General features: G+C 35.1%; 30 protein-coding genes and 1 pseudogene. 28 read left to right on the forward strand and 3 right to left on the reverse strand.

The annotated features are described in order from the left end of the window. Nucleotides 1–209 precede the first annotated feature (209 nt). The 6 genes from E0496_RS30320 (at nt 210) to E0496_RS30335 (ending at nt 6,318) form a co-directional block, all read left to right on the forward strand. Complete coding sequence (locus E0496_RS30320) at nt 210–3,227, forward strand: hypothetical protein (RefSeq protein ID WP_141505715.1); 3,018 nt, start codon at nt 210–212, stop codon at nt 3,225–3,227. 506 nt (nt 3,228–3,733) lie between these two features. Continuing rightward, nucleotides 3,734–3,952, forward strand: coding sequence for a hypothetical protein (locus tag E0496_RS30325; RefSeq protein ID WP_141505716.1), 219 nt, complete (start codon nt 3,734–3,736; stop codon nt 3,950–3,952). Nucleotides 3,953–3,986: 34 nt separating this feature from the next. Continuing rightward, nucleotides 3,987–4,118, forward strand: a complete 132-nt coding sequence (locus tag E0496_RS37035) for a hypothetical protein (protein ID WP_277755897.1) — start codon at nt 3,987–3,989, stop codon at nt 4,116–4,118. Nucleotides 4,119–4,258: 140 nt separating this feature from the next. Further along, nucleotides 4,259–4,408 carry a hypothetical protein gene (locus E0496_RS35765; RefSeq protein WP_161601641.1) on the forward strand — a complete coding sequence of 50 codons (150 nt, stop codon included), beginning with the start codon at nt 4,259–4,261 and terminating at the stop codon, nt 4,406–4,408. Between the two features lie 145 nt (nt 4,409–4,553). Beyond that, nucleotides 4,554–4,976, forward strand: coding sequence for a hypothetical protein (locus E0496_RS30330; protein ID WP_141505717.1), 423 nt, complete (start codon nt 4,554–4,556; stop codon nt 4,974–4,976). Between the two features lie 820 nt (nt 4,977–5,796). Beyond that, nucleotides 5,797–6,318, forward strand: a complete 522-nt coding sequence (locus E0496_RS30335) for a DUF1643 domain-containing protein (protein ID WP_161601642.1) — start codon at nt 5,797–5,799, stop codon at nt 6,316–6,318. A 164-nt stretch (nt 6,319–6,482) separates the two neighbouring features. Here the strand turns inward: E0496_RS30335 and E0496_RS30340 are convergent, their stop codons facing one another. Beyond that, a complete protein-coding gene (locus tag E0496_RS30340) occupies nt 6,483–7,313 on the reverse strand; it encodes a hypothetical protein (protein ID WP_141505719.1) in 831 nt (276 codons plus the stop codon). A gap of 478 nt (nt 7,314–7,791) precedes the next feature. On the opposite strand from E0496_RS30340, the gene E0496_RS30345 reads away from it, so the two are divergent. The 21 genes and pseudogenes from E0496_RS30345 (at nt 7,792) to E0496_RS30445 (ending at nt 21,170) form a co-directional block, all read left to right on the forward strand. Then, nucleotides 7,792–8,061: a hypothetical protein gene (locus E0496_RS30345; RefSeq protein ID WP_141505720.1), complete on the forward strand. Its 270-nt coding sequence runs from the start codon at nt 7,792–7,794 to the stop codon at nt 8,059–8,061. A gap of 61 nt (nt 8,062–8,122) precedes the next feature. Beyond that, nucleotides 8,123–9,265, forward strand: a complete 1,143-nt coding sequence (locus tag E0496_RS30350) for a DUF4303 domain-containing protein (protein WP_161601643.1) — start codon at nt 8,123–8,125, stop codon at nt 9,263–9,265. A 302-nt stretch (nt 9,266–9,567) separates the two neighbouring features. Beyond that, nucleotides 9,568–9,801, forward strand: a complete 234-nt coding sequence (locus tag E0496_RS30355) for a hypothetical protein (protein WP_141505960.1) — start codon at nt 9,568–9,570, stop codon at nt 9,799–9,801. Between the two features lie 31 nt (nt 9,802–9,832). Beyond that, on the forward strand, nt 9,833–10,339 hold the full coding sequence (locus E0496_RS30360; RefSeq protein WP_241675042.1) for a hypothetical protein: 507 nt from the start codon (nt 9,833–9,835) through the stop codon (nt 10,337–10,339). A 52-nt stretch (nt 10,340–10,391) separates the two neighbouring features. Beyond that, nucleotides 10,392–10,595: a hypothetical protein gene (locus E0496_RS30365; protein ID WP_141505722.1), complete on the forward strand. Its 204-nt coding sequence runs from the start codon at nt 10,392–10,394 to the stop codon at nt 10,593–10,595. Nucleotides 10,596–10,722: 127 nt separating this feature from the next. Continuing rightward, nucleotides 10,723–11,082 (forward strand): hypothetical protein, encoded by a 360-nt coding sequence (locus tag E0496_RS30370; protein ID WP_141505723.1) that lies wholly within the window; start codon nt 10,723–10,725, stop codon nt 11,080–11,082. Between the two features lie 42 nt (nt 11,083–11,124). Further along, nucleotides 11,125–11,550 (forward strand): hypothetical protein, encoded by a 426-nt coding sequence (locus E0496_RS30375; RefSeq protein WP_141505724.1) that lies wholly within the window; start codon nt 11,125–11,127, stop codon nt 11,548–11,550. A gap of 300 nt (nt 11,551–11,850) precedes the next feature. Next, the gene (locus E0496_RS30380) at nt 11,851–12,249 is read left to right on the forward strand and encodes a hypothetical protein (protein ID WP_141505725.1); all 399 of its coding nucleotides are present in this window, start codon (nt 11,851–11,853) and stop codon (nt 12,247–12,249) included. 13 nt (nt 12,250–12,262) lie between these two features. Then, on the forward strand, nt 12,263–12,787 hold the full coding sequence (locus E0496_RS30385; RefSeq protein WP_141505726.1) for an FxLYD domain-containing protein: 525 nt from the start codon (nt 12,263–12,265) through the stop codon (nt 12,785–12,787). A 15-nt stretch (nt 12,788–12,802) separates the two neighbouring features. After that, on the forward strand, nt 12,803–12,979 hold the full coding sequence (locus tag E0496_RS30390; protein WP_141505727.1) for a nucleoside triphosphate pyrophosphohydrolase family protein: 177 nt from the start codon (nt 12,803–12,805) through the stop codon (nt 12,977–12,979). Nucleotides 12,980–13,449: 470 nt separating this feature from the next. Beyond that, nucleotides 13,450–14,073: a recombinase family protein gene (locus E0496_RS30395; RefSeq protein ID WP_141505728.1), complete on the forward strand. Its 624-nt coding sequence runs from the start codon at nt 13,450–13,452 to the stop codon at nt 14,071–14,073. 1,267 nt (nt 14,074–15,340) lie between these two features. Next, nucleotides 15,341–15,667, forward strand: coding sequence for a transposase (locus E0496_RS30405; protein ID WP_161601644.1), 327 nt, complete (start codon nt 15,341–15,343; stop codon nt 15,665–15,667). Nucleotides 15,668–15,720: 53 nt separating this feature from the next. After that, a complete protein-coding gene (locus tag E0496_RS30410; RefSeq protein WP_241675057.1) occupies nt 15,721–16,596 on the forward strand; it encodes a DDE-type integrase/transposase/recombinase in 876 nt (291 codons plus the stop codon). Between the two features lie 127 nt (nt 16,597–16,723). Beyond that, a pseudogene (locus E0496_RS30415) lies at nt 16,724–17,209 on the forward strand (DUF4304 domain-containing protein); the annotation flags it as partial. Nucleotides 17,210–17,388: 179 nt separating this feature from the next. Beyond that, on the forward strand, nt 17,389–17,772 hold the full coding sequence (locus E0496_RS30420; protein WP_141505732.1) for a nucleoside 2-deoxyribosyltransferase: 384 nt from the start codon (nt 17,389–17,391) through the stop codon (nt 17,770–17,772). Between the two features lie 28 nt (nt 17,773–17,800). Next, nucleotides 17,801–18,055, forward strand: a complete 255-nt coding sequence (locus E0496_RS30425; protein ID WP_141505733.1) for a hypothetical protein — start codon at nt 17,801–17,803, stop codon at nt 18,053–18,055. A gap of 706 nt (nt 18,056–18,761) precedes the next feature. Then, nucleotides 18,762–18,950 carry a hypothetical protein gene (locus tag E0496_RS36755; protein ID WP_241675043.1) on the forward strand — a complete coding sequence of 63 codons (189 nt, stop codon included), beginning with the start codon at nt 18,762–18,764 and terminating at the stop codon, nt 18,948–18,950. Between the two features lie 232 nt (nt 18,951–19,182). Beyond that, a complete protein-coding gene (locus tag E0496_RS36295) occupies nt 19,183–19,344 on the forward strand; it encodes a hypothetical protein (RefSeq protein WP_206669916.1) in 162 nt (53 codons plus the stop codon). A gap of 41 nt (nt 19,345–19,385) precedes the next feature. Further along, nucleotides 19,386–19,814, forward strand: a complete 429-nt coding sequence (locus E0496_RS30435) for a hypothetical protein (RefSeq protein WP_141505734.1) — start codon at nt 19,386–19,388, stop codon at nt 19,812–19,814. 35 nt (nt 19,815–19,849) lie between these two features. Beyond that, nucleotides 19,850–20,887: a hypothetical protein gene (locus E0496_RS30440; RefSeq protein WP_206669917.1), complete on the forward strand. Its 1,038-nt coding sequence runs from the start codon at nt 19,850–19,852 to the stop codon at nt 20,885–20,887. A gap of 46 nt (nt 20,888–20,933) precedes the next feature. Beyond that, a complete protein-coding gene (locus E0496_RS30445; protein ID WP_141505736.1) occupies nt 20,934–21,170 on the forward strand; it encodes a hypothetical protein in 237 nt (78 codons plus the stop codon). A 165-nt stretch (nt 21,171–21,335) separates the two neighbouring features. Here the strand turns inward: E0496_RS30445 and E0496_RS30450 are convergent, their stop codons facing one another. Together E0496_RS30450 and E0496_RS30455 are read right to left on the reverse strand one after the other, a co-directional pair. Then, nucleotides 21,336–21,644: a hypothetical protein gene (locus E0496_RS30450; RefSeq protein ID WP_141505737.1), complete on the reverse strand. Its 309-nt coding sequence runs from the start codon at nt 21,642–21,644 to the stop codon at nt 21,336–21,338. 247 nt (nt 21,645–21,891) lie between these two features. Next, nucleotides 21,892–22,275 (reverse strand): hypothetical protein, encoded by a 384-nt coding sequence (locus E0496_RS30455; RefSeq protein ID WP_141505738.1) that lies wholly within the window; start codon nt 22,273–22,275, stop codon nt 21,892–21,894. A 528-nt stretch (nt 22,276–22,803) separates the two neighbouring features. On the opposite strand from E0496_RS30455, the gene E0496_RS30460 reads away from it, so the two are divergent. Continuing rightward, a complete protein-coding gene (locus E0496_RS30460) occupies nt 22,804–23,151 on the forward strand; it encodes a helix-turn-helix domain-containing protein (RefSeq protein ID WP_141505739.1) in 348 nt (115 codons plus the stop codon). Nucleotides 23,152–23,359: the final 208 nt, after the last annotated feature.

Consider the following 23,359-nt stretch of genomic DNA (forward strand, 5'->3'; position numbering starts at 1 on the left):
CCATGCAACTGTCGTAACTATTGTAGGCGAATCGTACCGATTGAAGGATCATTTCGTTCAAGAGGACAAGTGATTTTGTACATCCTTAAACAAGCAAAAGTGTACATGTTTATGTTGACATTTACAGTAATTGTATACACTGTTTCTAAACTACAAAAAAATAGGTAGCCAACGCTATCTAATTTATTGTAGACAGGTGAGGATATTAGATGAAAATAGAAATGGGAATTAAGGATTTATCACATGCTGAAGGTGTTTTGGAATTTTTAAATGCTATTCATGGAAATAACACTTATGAAATAAGAGTGTTGCCTGAAGGAAAGAGCGTAGCTTCTACCACAAGCATTTTACGTTATCAGGGCTATTTTTATGCATACCAGAATAAAAAGAAAGAATTGCTTTGCGAGGAATCAGCAGAGAACTTTGATAAAGTAGTAATTGAAGATTATCTGCGTGAGTCCTTACATGGTGCAGTATGCTTTACGGTCAACTCACCAAACTATGAGATTATGGATTCATGTACGGTCAGTAACAGCCATATTCGTAATGGTGGGAAAATAAACAGCCAGTTTGTTGATATTGACGCACCTAAGGAATATCGATTAGATGCTAAACTCCTAAGTCAATGGAAGCGTGAAACACTCGAACGTATAACGAGTTTCAAAGTCCCACCATCGATAGTATCGCGTACAAAGCATGGTTTTCATGTATATTGGTTGCTTTCCGAACCAAATGATGATGTAGAGTTATTTCATTACGTGCAAAAACAGTTGGTTAAGTATTTTGATGGTGATAAAAATTGTATTAACGAAGCAAGGGTTCTGAGGTTGCCGTATTTCATGCACCAGAAAGACCCGAGGAAAAAATATCCTGTAACTGTACCTATATTTGAGCCGGAAATTCGTTATTCTCAATCTATCATAAAACAAGATTTACCTGAATTAGACGAAGAAGATTCTATATTTATACCAGAAAGAGAACCACTAATCGAATTAGTCGGTGACAAAAAGGAAAAATTGGTCGAAATTCTCATTGACAGGTTAGAGAATAGTAGGCTAAGAGGTAACAGTATTTCAGCACGATGTTGTATGCCGGATCATGCTGATCGGAACCCGAGTGCATGGTTTGACATCCAGTATCTGTGGTACCATTGTTCATGTGGTGCGAGTTATTCAATATTCCAGCTTGCAGAGGTAATGGGATGGGAAGACGTATCTAAATTACTAGGGCATTATCCTCTTGATATACAAGGTGAAATAAATAAACTGAAGAGCAGCTTTCTTCTACCTAGCACAATCACTTCCACATCTGAGGTGGAAAAGGATGTTCAAAAAATTACTGATGATGTTTTGTTGGAATTTTCAAAACGTAATCAAACAATCAATTCAAAGCATGTTGAGTATATATTCAATATTGTATGTTTATTACTCACTGGAAAGCGAGATAAGCCATCTCTAATTACCCTTGATATGGGGGGTGGTAAGTCTACCATCATTGAAACCTTTATTAAGGTGATGCTTAGACAGGATAAGAATTTTGGTGCTATTCTTGTTCTAGAACGTATCATTGATGTAAAGAAAATCGTGAGTGAAATAAATGACGAATTGGGATATAAAGCACTCTTTGAAATGTATGGATTTGATAAAACAGAATGCCTCATGAACCAAAAGAATGGATGTAACTACACATCTTGTGCTGCATCTAAAAATAAAAGCAAGTGTTCTGAAATGAATAGTTGTCGATATTGGGGTCAGAAAATTGAACAGATTGACTATCCTGTATTAGTTATGACTTCAGAACGACTATTATCAAGTACAAAGGGTTTTACAAGTAAATATGGTTATTTTATGCGAGATGATAAAAGAATAGAGCGTAAATGGTTAATGGTTGATGAAAAACCTAAGTTTATTTACATAGCTGAGTATCCATTAAAATTATTTCAGTCTCTTACGGACAACATCAAGGATCGTTTGTTGGCAAATGGCTATGAGAAAGAGTCTTTAGAGCTTTCAAATGCTGTAACGACCATCCTATCATTATACGATTCAGCTTCAAAGTATCGTAAGATAATCGAGCAGACGAATTGTATTTTTGGATTTTCAGAAGCAACATTAAGAAAGCATACCGAGTTATTCGACATTACAGATAAAGAGTTTGCAATTTTGGAATTTATTAGTTGTGTTATCCGTAATGGTGGCATTATTGAAACGAAGACAGTTAAAGGGCAATCCGTTTCATCTATTGCAACAAGTAGATATCATAACTATAGACAATTCCAAGATTTCAACACGTATATCTTTGATGGCACTGGCGATATGGACGCTGATTATATCCATGGACGTTATCACGCTTATGATTTTGAGCCATTGAGAACGTTTGAAGGATTGACGTTATATCAATGTGCCAATGTAAGAGGAACTAAAAGCATCATGGAACAAGCAGGAACCGTGCAATCATTTTGTAATGATGTACGTATTATTGCGAATGAGAATCCATCTGAAAAGATATTTCTCCCAGTATTTAAAAGTCAACGCAATGAGGTGGAGAGCTTTTTGAGTGACTTGATTCAAGATGGCAAAATAAAAGTAGCTCATTACGGCTCCACTAAAGGGAGTAATAAATATCAAGATTGTAATATTGTTATCTTAGGTGGCATTCTCCATAAAGGTGAAGGATATTACATGGCAAAAACAAAAGCAATATTAGAACAAAAAGGTGAATCTCTTGAAAGTTTGGATGGCCTTACGTACACATCAAGAAGATTCATTGATCCGCGCATTGAAATATTTAAAATATTAGATATGCTGGTTGATTACTCACAGGAGCTTAAACGTTCAAGCCAACGTGATAGTTCAAAAAATGTGTTTGGTAAGATTTTCATGTTTTACAAAGACGATATTTTACTCCAATACATGGGGATCAAGTTTCCTGGTTGTAATGTAGTCAAATGGAGTCCTAAGAACATGCTCGATCTCGAAATAGATCGAAAAGGTAATGCTACTAACATGCATCTTGTAAAAAGACTCCTTAAAGAGGAAGCAGGAGCGGATATAATATGGTACAGTACTTTGTTGAAACGTTCGGGATTGAGCAAGGGTGTGTTTTCTCGAACTTTCAATCATAAGAAAATTCAAGAGTTTATATCTGCTCTGGGATACGCTGAAGAAGATGACGAAAACAAGTTGGACAAAAGACAAAGATATCTTACAAGAGCATCTTCCGTTTAAATAATAGTTCGCATTTTCCTATAAAGTATATGTAGGGAAATGCGAACTATTTTAAATGTGTAATACTAGCACAACTAGTAGATCAGTCAGCTGGCCTTAGTACACCACTTATAATTCCTCCTGAAATTTTCCTGATGTATCTTAATATCTTAAGGTAAAGGTTTGATTCTCTATTAATGCATTAGAAACCTTCGAAAAAGCATTATAGCAGTTAAGGTAGTAAAATAGAAACTTATGTGGCTACAGATTAAGCAAGCAAATGATACTTACAGATCATTCATTGTTATATTTAGTGATACGAAACGGTTACGACTCTAATACTGATGCAAAGTAAGGTTAATATATCGTTATCGTATCATCATCGTTGATCTATCGTGCCTTTGTGTGGCGTATGTTTTGATTGTAGAGAGTTTGACTTGCTTTCTTCCATTAACTCATGTTAAATGGAGATAGGTGGTATTTCTGCATCAGGTAATCGAAACCAACTTACGGAGGTGTTAGCAATCATGTTGGACTTCAAAGAGGTGCTTAAAGAATTTGAAGAGAAGAAAGCAGAGCTGTACATAGCAGAAAATGAAAAAGAACAGCAGTTGCTTAATGACATTTGCAAGAACTCAATTATCAAAGAAAAAACGCTTAGTAGTTTAATACCTCTCTTTATTTCAATTCCCCTGCAATTGCTTTCCTTGTTTCCCAAATTGCAATTAGATCATAGCTTAGTATGAAGTGATATAACCGGCTATAGGAGGTGTACGTTCTATGATGGATTTTAAAGAATTGACTAAGAAGATGATGGAGAATCAGAATGAGTTCTATACAAGAGAATTAGCTATTGAAAAGTCACGAAGAGAAGAAAAGCAGACATTAAAGCCTGAGAAAGCGCAAAACTAAGCTATCTCTTTAGTGGAAAAGCTTTGCTAAAGCTTTTGAAGAAGAAAAGCATGAATTTTATAAGTCTGTAGCAAAGGAAAGCCAAGAGCCAGCTAATCCAGCGAGTTATAAAATAATCCAATGGCTAAGGGAGAGTAACAATGATAAAACCTATTCTTAATAAATCAACTGGTATGACACAAGAACAGAGAGACGCTTGGAGCAAGTTTATCGGTTCAGATTCATCCAAGATGGACTTAAACAAAGTTAGAGATTGGTACAAGGAAAGCGAAACAAGCAAGGAAGACTAAGGCCGGTCCAGAGATGGATTGGTCTTTTGTTTTGATTTTTAAGAAGAGAACAACTTATTTTCATGTGTGTAAGTAATTTTACCTAGACCAAAAGGACTATTAGTGTTATGCTGATGGAATATATGGAATAAGGTGGGATAATTAAGTGAAAAGGTTTAATATTTTAATTGGAATAGTAGGCATATCAGCTTTTTTGTCAGGATGCAATGCTGCTAATAACAATGCAATTGATGATATTCCTACTGCATCACCAGAAACAGTAATTGTAGAAGAAAAAGATACAGATACAGAGGATAAATCCGATGTGTCATCTCTTTTTATAAAAAGTCCTGCTGGGTCAACCAGTAAAGAAGCCCCTTACACTAAGGGGCAGTTAGAGTCTGATCCAAAAGCGCCGTCTACCAATATAAATGACTATAATTCAGATGGTGAGTATGTTCCTGAAGGAGGAATCAGTGACAATCCTTCTGATTATAATGCAAATGGTGAATATAAACCAATTGAAGAAATGACACAAGAAGAAATGCGTATTGAATTAGAAGCGATGCTTGAAAGTGCATTGGAATAAAAACATGACTACTCTGGTAGTGAGTAACCCCACTTCTTGTATGAAGTGGTTTTTTGTATAGAGAAACTAGAAAAAAACCAAATAGGAAAGGTAATCCTGGTTATAGCACTAAGCTGGATCGTGATTGTATAGGATGTGAATAATTGAAGCTCAGAAGCGAGGGATTATGAAGGTATTATTAAACGTTTTGAAGGCGATATCGTGTTATTGAGATTAATGGTCAAACAGTGGAAGTAATACGAAAAAACAGAACTCAAATGTACTTTTAGTATCTTCTGATATCAATCTTCAAAACAAAGTGGAATATGTTAATTTATCATTTGTGGAACCATCTGAAATTTGTATTAGATAATTACTAATGTAATAATTCATTTATAGGGATGTGATTGCAATAGTTAAAATTAAATTTCCCATAGTATGCAATAACACTGGAGAAAATTTCACTTCCTATAAAGCTTACTTGCAAAGTAATCATTGGCAAGATGTTCGTGCTAGGTACAAAGCTTCAAAATTTAAAAATGAATGCAATGTATGTAAATCTAAATCTAAATTAAACCTTCACCACAAATCATATAAGCGTGTAGGTAATGAGAGATTAAATGACTTAATATATTTGTGTGAGTCCTGCCATAAGTTAGCGCACACGCTCCTTGAAGGTGATCACAGCACAAGAATAAATCTTTGGAATATCAACAGAAGAATGAGAAAAAGGAAAGATAGTCCAAGCTCGACATTTTCAAATAATAATCCTCAGAATAAGCAACGATAAATTAACTAGGGCAATGTTTATAAATTCTCGGATTTATTTGGAGGGATGTTATTGAAGCCTAGAATTGTTGAAAAAGCAATTGTATCTACCGCGATTTTTTCGGATAATGATGATTATCGATATAGATTAACACGCGTTTGGGATAAAGATAAAAAGTTAGCAGCTTTGGTAATGTTGAATCCAAGTAAGGCGACAGAACTAAAGTCAGATCAAACAGTAATGAATATGACTAATTTCTTGGTTGATAATGACTATGGTGGAATTGAGATTGTTAATTTATTTGCTTATATGACGACACCACGTTCTGGTCTTAAAAATAGAAGTCAAGAATATGAAAAATACAATGATGATTACATTATTCAAGGAGTCAATTCTGATATAGTTGAGATAATTATTGTTGGTTGGGGATCAGACAATACAGAACATGTTAGGCGTAAAAGACAAGTAGAAAAAATGCTTTTACCGTATAGGGAGAAGTTGAAATGTTTTCAAGATAAGGATGGTAAACAACCCAGACATCCTGCATATTACTCTGAGATGTGGACATTGGTGGATTATAATTTTGTCTTTTAGAAAAAAGATAAAATGATGATCTGAATTAGGTGCACATTGAATGTCGTAGAACGTCATATATAAAATATAGAATATACATGGTACAAGGGAGTATTTAATGTGAAGCACCTTATATTATACGAAGTAATAAGAAGGAAGGAGCCTAAGTAGCCGCTCCTTCTTTTTTAAATCCAGTTCATTTGATCTGTTTCATCGTTATAGACGTATTGTTTTATTCCTTTAAACAAATCAATGCTTATCTTCTTGAGTGCAAACGGATTATGGAATAACTTAAAGCTATAATGGAATCCCTTCTCTGTCAGAAGATCCTGAAGTGTTGCTACAGCACTGATTCGGGTGTTACGATGTGACTGGAACAATCCAGAAACTTCAAAACTTCTCTCAGGCGCATTGGACAAATTAGAGCTGTTTATAGATAAGACCAGTTTTTCTTCGCCGTACAACGCTTCTATAATGCCTGAATGATAGCTGTGAGTAATTGGAATCCTCATATCACCTGAAAAGATCAGTAGGTTAGTATTGTTCTTATCTAGTTGCTTATTAGTGGCATCTTTAATTGTCTTACGAATGCTAAGCGCATCATTACCACTCCACACAATGCTATCAGGCTCCTTGATAGGGGATTTTACTTCAACAAAGATATCGTCTGATTCAGTGTGAATTGTAAACTCGTCTTTAGTGTTGTTTTTTCCCTTGGGATGAAATGAGATTTTATGACCATTGCTTTCAACGCAATAAGCCGCCATTAGTTCATTCTTTGCTTGAAAGAAGGTATTCCATGCGTTCGACATTAAACGATTTTTTAAATCATCTTCCATTATCTCATGTCTAAATGCTACCTCAAGATAAGTGTCGAATTTAACTTGCCTGATTAATGCCCCCTCATCAGTGGCAGTAAGGAAGTATGGGACACCTTCTGGTTTTTTCATTCTTGCTAATTGCAACCTCATCTTATTTAATTGCGATTCCCCATATAATCTAACGATATTATTCATTTTTCAGCTCCATGATAGGAAAAAGTTAGTGAGTGTAGTCTATAGCGTAATATTCTTTTCAATATCTTTATTACGATTCATTACCATCCTATTCGATTTTTTTATACATGACCATATAGAAAGTATTGCTTATTGATACTGCTTTATTTGTCCTGAATTGAGACATATTACCTATTATATCGTATAATTGCTGGAAGAGAAGGAAGTAATAATGAAAGTTGGTGTATCAGTTGAGAGAGAAATTCGCATTCATGAATTATAAGCTAATTATTAAAATAATTGTCGCTGTTTTTTTCATACAGCTCTCAATGAAGTTCTTATCCAATAATAACTATTTAGTAAGTGGAGGATTTACCATAGCTGGTGTATTTTTATTAATTCATGTACTTGAGCGCAGCTATAACAACGGAAAGAATAATCAAAAATCAAACATGTTTAAATAAGAGTCTGATTTTATTTGAAATAGGGGTTAAAATAAATGGCAATTTGTATTGTTTTCGAATTAGTTCAGTTAACTAATTCAGGTGCTCGTTATAAATATGGCGAATGTTTAAAAGACTTGGATTATGAACTAGAATTTCGATTTATTGGGGTCGATTTTAATCAAGAAGACATTTTGATTGACGATATAATGATCCTAGTCAGCGAAAAGAAAAGTCGATTTATGGCGCTCAAAGTTTTCTCACAAGTATATAAGACTTACATCATAGATGGAACATTTATACCAAAAGGTGGATACTACGCGTAAGAAGGCTAATAATACACGGATTTTAAGATAATTCTATGAAAAATAAATGGAGGCACGAATTATGAATTTATACTATACAGAAATTTGTCAATTATTAAATGGAGATAGAGAACTTGAAAATTCAGGATACTTTGTAAAGACTGACGATGGTCGTATTGTACAGTCAGATACTGTCTTAATTGATGTTCAAGTAGTTACGCTTAAAGAGCTAGAGGACGCTTTGTACGAGGGATGTATACACATCGTTAATGAATTTATTTCAACGAATAATAACAAAGATGTCTATGCTTTTAATTTGTATGCTGACGAATACAACAGTTTTTATGTTTACTTAAATACTGAACAATCTTTTGAAGAGCATGTCGAACGTCACTACGCAACTGATACGAAGGATAGCAAACTAGAGATAAAATATAACCAAGGGGATTTTACGTATCAATTCTTTCCAAGCGATATGGGAAAAATGCAGGAGTTGATCGAGGGGTGCGAGCATTTAGCTTACAGTGGTGTTCAACACAATGAAGATTTAGAGGATTTATTAGATTGCGATCGAGCTTTAATCGCATATGAGAAAAAAATATTTAACGGTGGTTTTTATCTTGCAGCTTTCAATGCATTAAAACGAATCGGTAATACATCAGAATTGGATAAGTTACACAAGACTGATAATTTTATTTTCTACGCTGCAACAGGTCATGATTACATAGATTATAGCTTGTTAATGAGAAAAACTATTGACCTCCCATTGTTTTACTCTTGCTTTCCTGATCTGAAGACCAAAGATGATGAGTTTGATGGACTGATGAAATCAATAAACAGTAAAAATATAATTGAAATTGTAGACTTTATGGAAATTGCCCTTCAAGGCGAATTTAATGAAGGGTCACCATACGAGTATATTAAAATGGAATATCAAGTATTTGATACTTTTAAAAATAAAGGTGGTAAATTAGCCGCTGAGTGCACAAACAGATTAGAGAAGTCAATTATTGATGATTTAACTAATAACGTCAACAGAAACAAGATTGAAATTTATCTAAAAGCCTTAGAATTTATACAATGTGATGAAGAAATAGTTAATAGACTGCAAGTGGTTTTAAGTAAAGTCAGGGATTATCCATATAATGAATTTCTAAGTGGTTTTTTTACTCAAATACAAAGTGATATTGGGATACTAATTAGAAGGAATTCTAAAAGAAATTGATTTGATACGGCGTTTCTTATGCATAAATCTTCTTTTAAGACATCTAAACCTAAGGTAGATGGAGTACTTTCAATAGAGTAAGTTATGGAAAATCTTATACGTGCCCTAATTGTAGCAATCAGAATAAACAACCTCTTTTGAACGCTGAAGGTAAATCATATTGCTCTAGTTGCTTAGTTAAGTCTGGAGTCGTAATCAGCATGAAAGAAAGATTAGAATACTCGCATAGACAAAGAAGAAGATAAAACTGAGATTTTAAGTGGAGAGAAGTGTATTATTTGAAGCGAAAAAGTTTTGAATCAGTGAAAGAGGCAGCTGAGCATATCATTGCAAATGATCTGGATCGAGAAGCAAAAGATTATCTAATAGGACTTGATATTAAACAACTTATTTCATTACATTTTACATTAGGTATGTATGTTCGTAATAATTATGAAATTAGAATCGAAAATGATGATCCAATTTTTCCGACTCATCCAGACAATGTTTCGTTCAAGGTAATTAAAGAAATTGTGAGGAAGTTGAAATTACAGTAGTTAAAATACTAGCTTTATAGGGGGAGCAGTTTTGAATATTACGCAGCAGATGATGATTCACATTGATTGGGATGGCCCATATACCTTAGATCAACTTAAAGGACTTATGAATAGCAACACAGAAAAGGGAATATATCAGGTATACGGTACTCATCCAGTATATGGTAAAGATGTTCTGCTATACATTGGGAAAACAGGAAATCAAACATTTGGCAGAAGGTTGCTTCAAGAGAAATGGGATAATACAAACAACTATGGCGACATTAAATTCTACGTTGGGAGACTCGCAGGTAGTGTCACTCCATTAAGTGAAGTTTGGTTACAAGAAATTGACTTAGCTGAAAGGCTACTGATTTATGCACATAAACCAGCGTTTAATTCTATGAGTCTCCAAACACTGCCACATCAAGATTTATTTAAAGTCCATATACTAAATTGGGGAATGTTCAAACAGTTAATGCCAGAGGTTTCAGGCTTAAGGTGGACAAATGTGCTCGATGACATGCCTAACTACCAAGTATATGGTGATCATCAATGAGCTATAAAAGAGTTGTTTTAACCACTTTAAATAACACAGGAGAGTGTCAATAATGAAATACCATCCAGCATGGGAAAGATTATATTTTGCAGTTGAGTCATTAGCAAGTAATCAAAAAGACATTATTAATCGTCTAGAGAATGTATATTCATCCCATTTGCTTGCGTTAAATGAAAATGAATTCAATAGTGAGAATGCAAAACAGTTGTTTCGGAATATTATGAAGCCAGCTGTTGACGGTAGATTGAAGCAATGACATTTAATACAAGTGACAACAGAAGAAGCAAGTCAAATCGCAAAAGATATCGTCTCACTATTGATTCAAATTGATCATTTCAATGATGAGGATTAGAATTAAAACCTGAATTTTAAGGGGGGAAACAATGACTAGAAAGATTCAGCGTGGAAGATGGAATACTAGGGTTAACGCTTTAAAACAAGATAGAATTATTTATGATGGAGAAGGTTGGGAAGTAGGGTGGCACGACGGTAGATATAAGTTAGGGAAATACTTAGTGGATGGATACAGCCCGGATTTTTATAGAGATTATGAAGACGGTTACAAAGTAGGTATTAACGAATACGATTCAAGAGGTGTGAACAAATATTATTCAAGTAAGGAGTATAAGGAAAAACGAAGAAAATATCAATATCAACAAACTAAAAAAAGTGGATGTACATCAGTGATCATATGCTTATTTGGTATTGGTGGTGTAGTCGACCTAATAATTACCAGAATGTAATGAGATAGGTATTAAAAGGTCAATTTTAAAGGAGTAGGTAAGATGAATTACGTCGACATAAAAACTATTAGTAATCATTTCCGTGATGCGTTCGAGAATATGTCTATCGAATTTTTTCCTGACTCTAGTTTCTTTAGTCGATTCCCAAGTGGATGCTGCGGTGATTCAAGTCATTTATTAGCTAAGTATTTTAAAGATTCTGGATTGAGTCCTTATTATGTATGTGGTTGGAAAGGAAGTCAATCACATGCTTGGATTCAGGTGGACAATTTGATTATTGACATTACTGCTGATCAATTTGATGATGTATCTGATAGAGTTATTCTTACTGAGTATAGCGTTTGGCATTCGGAATTTGTTGTTAGTGATCGATATTTAAGTGATTTTGAACAACATAATGTACAAAGTGCTAAAAGGTATGGGATAATTTATGAGAATGTACTACGTTGGATAAAGCAAAACAAATAAAAGCTTGGATTTAATGGGGATGGAACTTGGGCGCAACGCAAAGGATGCCCATAAATTGAATTTTTTTAGATTATTCGTAGCTGGCTAGTTCATAGTTATGCTCGTGGTAGATACACAGAGTGAATTGGGTCAAAGAAGAACATGAACTATACTGTTAGAGCATTTCGAATATTGAAAGACAGGCCTAAATTGGCAGTTGATAAGCTTGGATTATGAAAAGTGGTTATGTAGCTGTTCTCTGTGGCTTGTTCTTACTAGATTGTTATTAAAATTTCTAAGGTTCTAGGGGGAATGTTTGATATGAAGTTATTGCATGAATCAGGGAGATATTATTATATTAGCTGTGAAAGATGTTCTAAGGAGAATAAGGTTCTTAAGGTTAGCTGTCAATCTAATGACATTGGCTATAAGTCCAATGCAGTTATTATGTGCTCTTGTGGAGAGTCTTCAAACATTATTAAGAAGCCAGCAAACAAACAGTTGTTTCAAGATACGGATAATTCAAACGAGATATTGCGTTGTCCAAAATGCAAATCCACTCAATTATCCGCAGGAGACAAAGGCTTTAGCCTTGGCAAGTCTGCTGTTGGAGGTGCTTTGCTAGGTGGAGTTGGCTTGCTAGGAGGACTTATTGGAAGTAAGAAACTAATGGTTGGCTGTATGAGTTGTGGGTATAAATGGGAAGCAGGAACTTCATAGGATAAGGGGAGTGGTGTTTGAAGTGCGAAATGCAATCTTAATTCTTCTTATTATTCTTTCTATCTCTATTTTATCTGGATGTTCAAGCACTGAGGCTCATGTTAATTCAAATTCGGACAATGAATATGATGAATTGCTGGTACAAGCTAAAGAATTACATAAGCAAGGAAAGACAGAAGAAGCATTTGAGGTTATTTCGGATGTTGTAATAAAGTCAGAGGACATGGATTTCTTTACTGAACTGCTGGACGTAATAAATAAAGATGCAGTTCCTATGCTTGAACTCACTGATATAGAAGTGAGTCGAGATGGAGATTACATTCGTGCAACAGGATCAGTAAAGAACAATGGTGACAGATCGTATTCCTACATAAAAGTTAAGGCAATATATATGGATGCAAATGATAATGTGATTGATACAGATTGGACATATGCCATTGATTCATTAGGGATTGAGCCAAACGAGACTAAGAAGTTTGAGATGCTGACCAAATATCCAGAAGGAATAAAGAAATATAAATTTCAACTGTTTGAATAGGTATAGAAGATCAAGATGCAGGAAGAACTGAATGATTTTCTCGAAGCTACAGATGAACAGCAGTTGGAGGAACTTGCTGATCTGCTTGAAGTGGTGTACAGCGTCATTCAGAATAAGGGTGTTGAAAGAGATGAACTTGAGCGAATTAGGCAGATAAAGTACGATGAGCGTAGAGGGTTGAGAAGCGTCTGATTCTTGAATCAGTAGAATGAAAATAAAGGAAGTGAGTTAATGAAGTATCCTCCATTTGTAGTCAATAAGGAGTGTAAACCAAAGTCTATTCTTAACGGCATGAAGGCGAGTTTTCATAACATCGAAGTTAACTTTGTCTATGATTGTCTTAAAGAACATGAAAAGCTTGATTCAATCTATCTATTGAAATCATCTAACCAGAACCATAAAACGGTGTTGACAACAGCAAAGCGCCCTCGACATCCAAATAGAATAAATATTGTTAAGTATATAAAATGTTCATCACTTTCACTAAAAGGAACTTTTTTATCACTTGTTATGAATGATGGGTAGTTCAAAAAGTATAAAAAGTGACATATTGAAAAAGAAGCCATTTTCGCATTTCAAAACATATATATTTCACATATGAAATATTTCATTATTATGATATACTTTTTGACATACACGATGTGTCAAAGGGGATGCAATTCATGAACCTAGGTTATGTGAGAGTTTCAACTAAGGAGCAGAATACTGAACGTCAGATAAAGAAAATGAAAGAGTTAGGGATCGAAGACCGATACATATTTATTGATAAGCAAAGTGGTAAGGACTTTAACCGTCCACAGTATCAAGCTCTGCGTCTTATTATTCGAGAAGGTGATCTTTTGTACCTTGATGCGTTAGACCGTCTAGGCAGAGACTATGACGGCATTATACGTGAGTGGAAACTTATCACAAGAGAATTGAATGCTGATATTGTTGTACTAGAAAACGAAACGCTATTTGATAGTCGTAAGTTCAGAACAATGGGAGACCTTGGTAAGCTAATGGAAGATCAGTTCCTCAGTCTTCTCAGTTATGTTGCTGAGCAGGAACGTAAAAAGACGAAGCTGCGGCAGGCAGAGGGCATTGAGATTGCTTTAAACAATGGTGTGAAGTTTGGCAGACCTAAGCAAAAGATTACAACTGAATTTGTAAATGCGTATGATGAATGGAAAGCTGAGAGGATTACAGCTGTGGGAGCAATGAAACGTGTAAACATGAAGCCGAATACCTTTTACCGAAGAGTTGCTGATTATGAAAGCGGCAGTCTGCTAGTGTCACAGTCATAAAATAATGTATGTCATAGTAAGTTGTTATAACTTGCTTTCATTAATGGCCGGTTCTCATTTAATTAACACTGAGAATACGGCCATTTTTCTTGAATAGCTAAGTCACATGGTTAGGAAGTATTGATAAAACTCCACTTTTAAAAGGCATGTATCCCTAGGGTAGGGGGCGGTGGTTTCTACCTTTTGGATCAAAAGCGGTTTCTTATTAGGGGGTAGCACATCTAAAACTTGAATATATGATTATAAAAAGTTAAATGCAAAAAAAAGCCATTACTCCAACAGCGAGTAGTAGCTTTTTTAGTTTATTCGGATGCTCATATAATTTAGCCTTTTAACATTTTTTATTCTTATCCATGACACTCCCCCCTTAAGAGAGTGAAAATGGATATAGAGTTAACTGTAAAGGTTTATGCTAAGGGATAGAAACTTATTGTTCTAACTTACATTTACTAACTTGTTTTTTTCTTGTTAAAAGGACAACTATTACTATAGTAACTGCAATTAAGAAACCAAAGGGTAAAGTACAGACTATTGATAGATTTAACATTGATCGCACCTCCTTAACTCTCTTGGGGGGAATGGCGACAATGTTAACTCTGAATCATTAGTAATATATCATTTCTTTATATTAAAATTCAAGGTTCTTATTATATGCTCCCTTAGTTAATCCAGCATATGGTATATTTAAACTGAGAATAGATGAGGTGGTTTTTAATAATGTCAAAACAGTATTCTATTTGAATTGAAGCAGAAGAATGGGCTGAAGGACAATGGGATATAAACGACGACAATACTGATGTTATTGTAACGTTTGAAGATAGATCGAGATGGATTGCATCGTTTTTTACATACAAAAACATACAAACGCTTGCTGCAAAGAATAAGCAAACTGGCGAGTGCTTACGTGGTAAGTACTTTTGGGGCAGTGATATGCTTCTTGTTGATGAATGTAGTCGTAATCGTATTGAGGAAGTTATTGGACATTTAATCAAAGAAGGCGAGTTTGAACGTATTTTTGATAGGTATAATGAGGTTAACTTGGATGAATGAAGATTGAATATCATCGTTAAGGGGACTGTTATGAATACAATGCAGAATGTTTTAAAACAAGTCATAAAAGAAACCATTGCTCCCTTATTTAAAATAGAAGGGTTTAAGAAGCAGGGCAATAACTTTGCTCACGTTTGTTCCTATTTAGCCCCCATTAAGACTTGGACAGTACACCCCTTACTTAGATACAATGAAAATAAGCGGAGGGGAACGAGCGATGAAGAAGAAACAGTACGATTTAAATTACAAGAAAATGGTTGTGGCCAAAGGGAAAGAGATTGGCAACATGACAGCCGTAGCGCGTCAGCATGAGCTTGATCCTAAGATGGTTCTAAGATGGGCAAGAGAACTGAATCGTAAGGACTTGGATCAATTGGACGGGAACAGCGTCAAGCAAGCGAAGTTTGTTCCTACTGCTGAAGATTATGCACAGCTCGAAAAAGAAAATGAAAAACTGAAGAAGCTCTTTGCAGAGCAAGCCCTAGAGAGGGATATTCTCAAAGACCTACTAAAAAAAATGAACCCGCACTTGCGGATAAAATAGAGATTGCCCGGAAATATATTGAACAAGGACACAACATCCGATTTGTTCTGCGGATCGTAGAAGTGGAGCGATCTACGTATTATTTCTATGTGAATCGATTGCAGGCTGAAGCCAAAATGATCCACAGGGTCGGTCGTCCGGCGCCTGGTTACTCCTATACACAAGAAGGCAAACCTGTTAGCGATGAACAGATCTGTGAATGGATCACGGAGTTCCTGGCCGGAGAAGGCGCAGCATACGGTTACCGAAAGCTTACCGTGCTTCTTCGAAGACGCCATAAACTGAAGATCAACAAGAAAAAAGTGTATCGTCTATGCAAGCTCATGGATGTGCTCCGACCACAGCGCAAAATCACCATCAAGTATCCTAAGCGACTTGCGAACACTCGCGTCATAACGGGCTCCAATCAATTGTGGGAGGTCGATATTAAGTATGGTTGGATTCATGGTGAGCAGCGATTTTTCTTCCTAATGAGTATTATAGATGTGTTTGATCGCGCTATCATCGCCTATCACATAGGGCTAACTTGCGAAGCTGTACATCTTGTCCAGATTACAAAGGAAGCGCTCATGAAGCGTCAGCTATTGGATCAAGAAGCTAAACCTGTCATACGTTCTGATAATGGTCCGCAGTTTATCAGTCATCGGTTTGCAGAGGCCTGTATGGCATTTACTATGGTTCATGAGCGTATACCTCCTAACACGCCGAATAAAAATGCTTATATTGAATCCTATCATGCCGTCATCGAACTTGAATGCTATCGTCGCCATGAATTTGATACCTACCCGCAGGCCTATGAGATCGTTAGTCAATTTATTCAAGATTACAATCGTATTCGTCTACACGGCAGCATCTATGACTTCTCTCCGTACGAATATATGGAGGCGGTCAAAAATGGGACTGTTCAACCGAAGCAAGTGAAAGTCTAGCTCAGATCAATTCAAAATGTGCATTTTCGAGAAAATCGGAGCATTTTAAAGCAATACTATGATCAAAGTCGAATAAGAGGTGCAGTGTCCACAATAAAGGGGTTTAACCGGTTCTGACTTCTCTGCAACAGTGAACATTCAGTTATCGAAGTGGAATACACAAGATGAAGTTGAGTTCTTTTTTAATACAGGCATTTATATAGAGAAATTATTCGGAACGGTGTTTCTTTATCAGCAACCATCATTTCCAATGGAAGTAAGCTCAGTTTTACGGATTCGTGCCACAGAACTAACGAAAAGTGATAGTTGGTATAGATTGACTATTGATACTGACGTTGAACAACTTAAACGAATGATAACAAAAGATATTACAGAGTATATATTCCCTCACTTTCGCAAATTTGAAACCATTAATGACGTAATCAAAGTAATGGAGTTACGTGAGAGAGATGGGGTTTACGAGAATCCCCATTATTTAACGGTACTCTACTGTTCAATAGGTAACATGGGAAAAGCACAGGAACGCATGGCTAGAGTGTTTAATGAATTGAAGTTGGATGCAAAAAAGGAATTTGCGAGAGAATTGGCTAACCGATTAGTTCTACACGTATAATGAAGGAAGTAAAGAAACCACTCCATTGTTAGGAGTGGCTTTGTCTTTATACATTGATATATATATTGTGGTCAAACTGTAATTTGTGTTTAGACACATAACGGTGAACCGTAGAACAAGTAGTTATTTTCTTTCTTATATGAAAGCACTATTTTTACTAGAGAGAAGGGGGAAATAAATTGAAATTCTATGTGGCTTCAAGTTTCAAAAATGTTGAAGTTGTTCGAGAAGTAGCAAGAAAGTTGCGTGATAGAGGATTTACACAAACTTACGATTGGACAGAAAACAAAGATGTAACAACTTATGAACAACTTAGGGATATAGGAGAAAAGGAAAAAGAAGCTATAATTGAATCAGATTGTATGGTCGTGATATATCCAGCAGGGAAAGGAAGCCATGTTGAATTAGGCATTGCTTTAGGATTAGGGAAAAAGATTTATCTCTATTCGCCAGATAATGAAATCAATAACTTTAATAACACAAGTACGTTCTACCATCTACGAGAGGTGGAAAAATGTAGTGGGACAATCGAAGGATTGATTAGTAAGATAGCTTCGGAATAAAAGAGCAATTTGATTAAGGGGGAAATGTATGAGGAAATATGTAGTTCTTGAAGAACGAGTTAACAATATAAAAAAAGTAATGATATATGAAACGAATAAAGGAGTATACGTTTTTTTATATGATACACACGAAGATAAGCCATGTTTTGCAGACTACTGGTTTGAATTGGTAGAGGATGCTGAAGATTACTGTGAAGAGCATTTAAATGTAAAAGAAAAAAATTGGCTTATAATTGGTGACCCCAAAGTTGGATGCCAGCATGATTTAATTGAATGTAAATAAAACATGGATATCATTAAACTGAATACTGGATACACTGGAAATGGGTGAATCAAGAATCATGCGCTACAAATTTTTTGCAATAGGTTACGCAATTGGATATTTTATTAGCTTTACAATTACTGGAGTGCCTGACTGGAAATATTTTATTCCTATTAAACTTCTCGCATTTCTGTTTGCATTTACTGTTGGGAACGTCTTATATTATGTAGTTGAAGAAAAGGATCATATTTTCTCAAGTACTTTTCGAACTATTAAATATGTAATCCCTTCGATCATACTACTTGTTATCTTCTCGGAATTTCAAGCTTATTTATACGCGATTAAAGGGGTTGATTTAGGGTTCATTACTGGATTTACAAACTAAAGTTTAATTGCCACATGCGAGTATATCAACTTCATGTGGTTTCTTTTTGTCTTATAAATTTTATTCCATTGCTTGCAGTAGTTTTGAAATGCCAATGCTTAGCCCTTGAATAGAGAGAGTGTGTTCGTATGTTTTAATAGCATCAATCATGAGGTGCGGTGCTGAAATGGGGATAGATAAAGAAAGAAGCTTGAAGGAAACGGTTTGTGGGAGAGCAGTAGGATGATGCTGCCTGAGCATAAAGTTGCCTTAAATGAATTGAATCGTAAAAATCAGAAGCTCCAACGTATAAATCTTGATGAGCAGGAGTGAGAAGATATTTCACGTGTAATTGTCGAGTCTGTGGAGCTGCGAAAGGAAATCAAGCTCAAAATGTATCATGAGTTTGAAAAACTTGAAGTAATCGGAATAGTGGATCGTGTAGATCAGTTTAAGCAACGATTTATGGTTGACGGAGAATGGTTTGATATTAGAGACATCGAGGGTGCTGACATTGAGCATTTAACGTCAAAAGCTGATGAACTACCTTGAGTTTAGTGTTGACTTGTTGAAATTAAAGACTGATCAATACACTAAGGAAGCTGAGTAGGATATCGTTCTGATGTGCTTTGCTAAAAAGATTTTACTAACACAACTTTCAATAGATATTACTGAAGGAAAATTTGACTCTAGCAATGAGTGAATGGAGGTAATTTACACTTTTTGTCGAATGGTTCCATCTAAAGGAGGTGTTCTGATGATAATAGATGATTAATTCGGCAAGATGGTTTTATTGACGCTTGATACAGGAGCAAAACATGAGGGGTTGTTGGAAGCTGTAGCTGGTAAAGAGATGGATGGTTATGTGAAGATTTCAAATAGCAATGAGGTCTTTATGGTTCCAGAGGATGATATCATAAGCGTGGAATCCGCAAGGCTAAATTAGAAATAATGGTAATCACAAGATTTATAAATGGAGGTATGGTCTTGCTAACGGAAAATGATGTTATATCAGCAGCTTGTTCAAAGATAGAAGAATTAGGCTTTGACATCGTTCAGTCACTCCATACATCAGCAAAAGGCATCGACATCATTGCATGTAAGAATGAAGTAACCTTATATGTAGAAGCAAAAGGAGAAACAAGTGCCAGCCTAACAAGTAGCCGTTATGGTAAGCCATTCAACGCTAATCAAATAGATTCGCACATATCAAGGGCTTTGCTTACAACCGCTAAACTGATTCAGCAAAAGCAAGGAGAGCTATTTAAAGTTGCAATTGCCTTACCTGATAATGACAGTCATAGAAAGGTAATTAATCAGATTAGGGCTGTATTGGAGAAATTAGGGATAGTGATGATTTGGGTGAAAAGTAATGAAAGTGTTACTTTAGATTACTACAGTGATAATACTTTCTAGCTTAGCTTTAAAAATTAAAATAATTAGTATTAGGTGTGGTGATCGTCATTGAGAATGATTATCTTTTAAAAGCTAAGCAGATATTAGAAAAAACAATACATAATGATTCCAGTGATCTGATAAAAAAGTTAGCAAATCAGATGCGCGAAATCGAATCTCACGGTTTGTCCGCATTAAACAAAGTTTTAATAGATAATACAAAGGTGTCGTCGAGAACATTTTTAAGTTACCTGGCCGAAAGTAATTTTGGTATTGAGTTAGCACGATATAATCATCCAGATGGCCATCTTCAATATGAACCCGAAGAATTTAATAGAACAGATTTTGTTTTAAAAAAGAATGAAGTCTATTATTGCATACAAATGAAGAGATTATCGAGTAGTGAAAGAGAAAATAGGCGAGCAAACATTGTAGAGGAAATACAAAGGAGATTTAAGCAAATAGCACTTGATAAATACTGTTCTATCCAGTTTGAAGAGGATTTTAGTGAAGTAGATATTACAGAGTTTATAGCGTTTGTTAGCTCAAAAGTAATGCTTAACGAGGACAATATAAAGTTTTACTACCCAACCAATCAACATACTAAGGCTGTTATTAAATTTATTGACTCCCCAGAAAGGCAATTAAGGCACTTAACAATAGGAGTGACTGGCGATCTACATATGGTTAATGTTACTAATGAACATACGTCTCAGGCGTTTAATTCTATGAAGAGAGCAGCTGGAGTTTATACATGGAATAATAGTGACTGTATGATCAATATCATCGCAATAGAAGCAGATCATTATGATGATATTGATATCAGTGAAGCATGCTTTGGAACCGAGGTGTTTACGTATTCACCAGACGGCAAGAGGTCATGGTACCGTAAGTCTAATGGCTTCTTTAATCATGCAGATTATAAAGATAAGATAAGTGTTGTGGTTGCTTTGCGTAGAACGGAAAGTGATATCCTTAGTTCCTATCACAAGACACTCTTTATTAATGATAAGTATGTTCATCAAATCTCGAAGATTGGTGAAATTATGGTAGTGGATGCAGTACTAACGAACAAGGATTTACCGATTGATTAACTAAACATGTATCAATGTAATATTATCTGTACGGTGGTGATCCAAAGTGAAAGTATTACTATCAGAACATACCGAACAACGAATCAAACAGCAGGTTATTAATAGGAATCAGCTTATTAAAGATATTGAGAGGATGCCGCCGATCAAGTCTAAGATTCGTTGGTTCTTGAAAAATGGGATTGTTGCGATTGTAGCACCCAAAGGTGAAGGTGTTGTGATAGTTATTACGATTATCTCAACAAAGAAATATAAGGATGCTTCCAAAGGCGTAAGAACCTTTTAGAGGGTAGTATTAATAGATACAATCAGAATAAAAATGGTTCGCAGTTCTTTATATAAGTATATATAAGGATCTGCGAACTATCATTGGCTAGTTAAGATGTCTAAAAGACGCAAATGAAGACAGCTGTTTATAGGCTGTCTTCTTCTTTGTGTTCAGTATGTTTGCTTATTTGTTTAGCTTTAATCGAATGTCGTGCAGGATTTTGATGATTTCTCCAAGTGCAATAAAGAAGATGCCTGTAATAAATCCGCCTATCCACCATTGGACTGCTATGGAAAAGGTAAATTCTAATTCGTCATAGTAGTCAATTTCACTGGCAGCTACAATACCGAATATAAATGCTAGTCCACATATTGATAGGCCAGTGTAGTATAAGAGCTTATGAATTCTATTGGTGTTTGATCGTATAACATCTAGAGAAGATGCTGTAGAGTCATTATTGCTGTGAAGCAAATCTTCAAATTCAGAACTCATGTTACAAGCTCCTTTTCTTCTGCGATTTCAAAAACGAAACGAATAGATTTAATAGAGTCAACGAGAAGAGAAAATCAAAGATTACACTTGCAGAGGATAAATAGCTATAGATGCTTCCTAGCATGAAGTAATCAACACCACTTACAAATCTTAGATACATGTCGATCAGATTGCTACATACATATAGACTTGCTCCTATTATTGAGATGGTAATAGCTGTTTTTAGTTTCATTTTTCGAAACTCCCTTTATCGAATACTTTCTTCGTCTATTTCTTTCTGTAGTTCTTCATTCTCTATTTCCTTTAGCGCATAAATTCTATCAAGTTCTAATTCTGGGAAGCACTTATGGTAAAATCTGTAGTATTCATCATAAAAGTTTTTCATCTCTTTAAAATGATGAGCGTAGAGTTCATATGAAGTTTCAACAATACTTTGATAAGAGCTATGTGAGATTAACCACTGAATAGATAAGTTTGCATCAGGACAGATACTTAAATATAGCTCAGGTGCGAGGTTTTCTTTTCTGAATTTATAGCAAAAAATATCTTCATTTGATTTAAGACCTACATATTTGCTTTTAAACTGCTCTATTAGTATCTTTTTGCGTTTCACTTCTGATTTAATTGACATCTTTCACCTCATGGGAATTTTGATAATAGAAGGCTTTATGCAGAGAATAGTCATTTGCTAACATTCTTATGATTGATCGTTCTCATGCCCATGTTGTTTCGTGAAATTACAGAAATACTCGTAATATGAAAGCATATCATTATAATTCTGCTCATACAGCTCAAGGGGAGTCTCAGCTAATGTATCACTTGAGCTATGTAAGATTAACCATTGAATAGATGGTTTCGTATTAGGACATATAGACAAATAATGCACAGGATCAAGATTATCTACTTCTGTGTATCTATAGGAGTTGAGATAACCGATAGATATCATGTCGCGATAATGTTTTTTGAAATCTTCAACTATAGCTTGTTTTTTTTCTAGAAATATTGCCAAAGCGTTCAGCCCCTTTAGTCAACCAAGTACAAATCATTAATATTATATCATAATTGTTCCTATATAGAACATTCATGATTTTAAGACCTAAAATTCAGTGTTAGAGAGGGCATCAATTTACTACACTCATTATGAGGTAGGTGTTGATGAATGAATAACCCTGAAACGCTTTTAAAGCTTGTTGGAAGTCGAATAAGAGAGTTCAGAAAGTTGTCCGGCTTATCGCAGGAAGCATTAGGAGAAAAGGCCGGTCTTTCATATTCATATATAGGTAGAATGGAAAATGGACATAAGAATATTTCTTTGTTGAATCTCGCTAAGATTGCAAATGTCCTTAACGTTAGTGTTCATGAATTTTTTTCGAATGTATCAGATTATGAAACATTATCTGAAAATGATAAATTAAAAAAGGAAATTTACCTGTTGCTTAATGAGCAGGATGGTGACGCACTACTACTCGCTAAAAATATCCTTAAGGAATTATTTAAACATAAATAGCAAGAAAATTAGATCGACTGCAGTCGGTCTTTTTTTGTTTACATAGTGATTGAAAAGGAAATGGGGCTTTTGTCTAGAATGGTTACGATAGTAGAATTCAGTTAAGACTTTAAATAAACATGTTAAGGAGCTGAATGGTAGTGAACATGTCTACTATTAGAGAGATCGGTACGGAGCTTGGCTTCGTCTTACCACAGGAAATTGTTGA

The sequence above is a fragment of the Paenibacillus luteus genome (genome assembly GCF_006542765.1).
In the GTDB taxonomy this organism is placed as follows: Bacteria; Bacillota; Bacilli; order Paenibacillales; family Paenibacillaceae; genus Pristimantibacillus; species Pristimantibacillus luteus.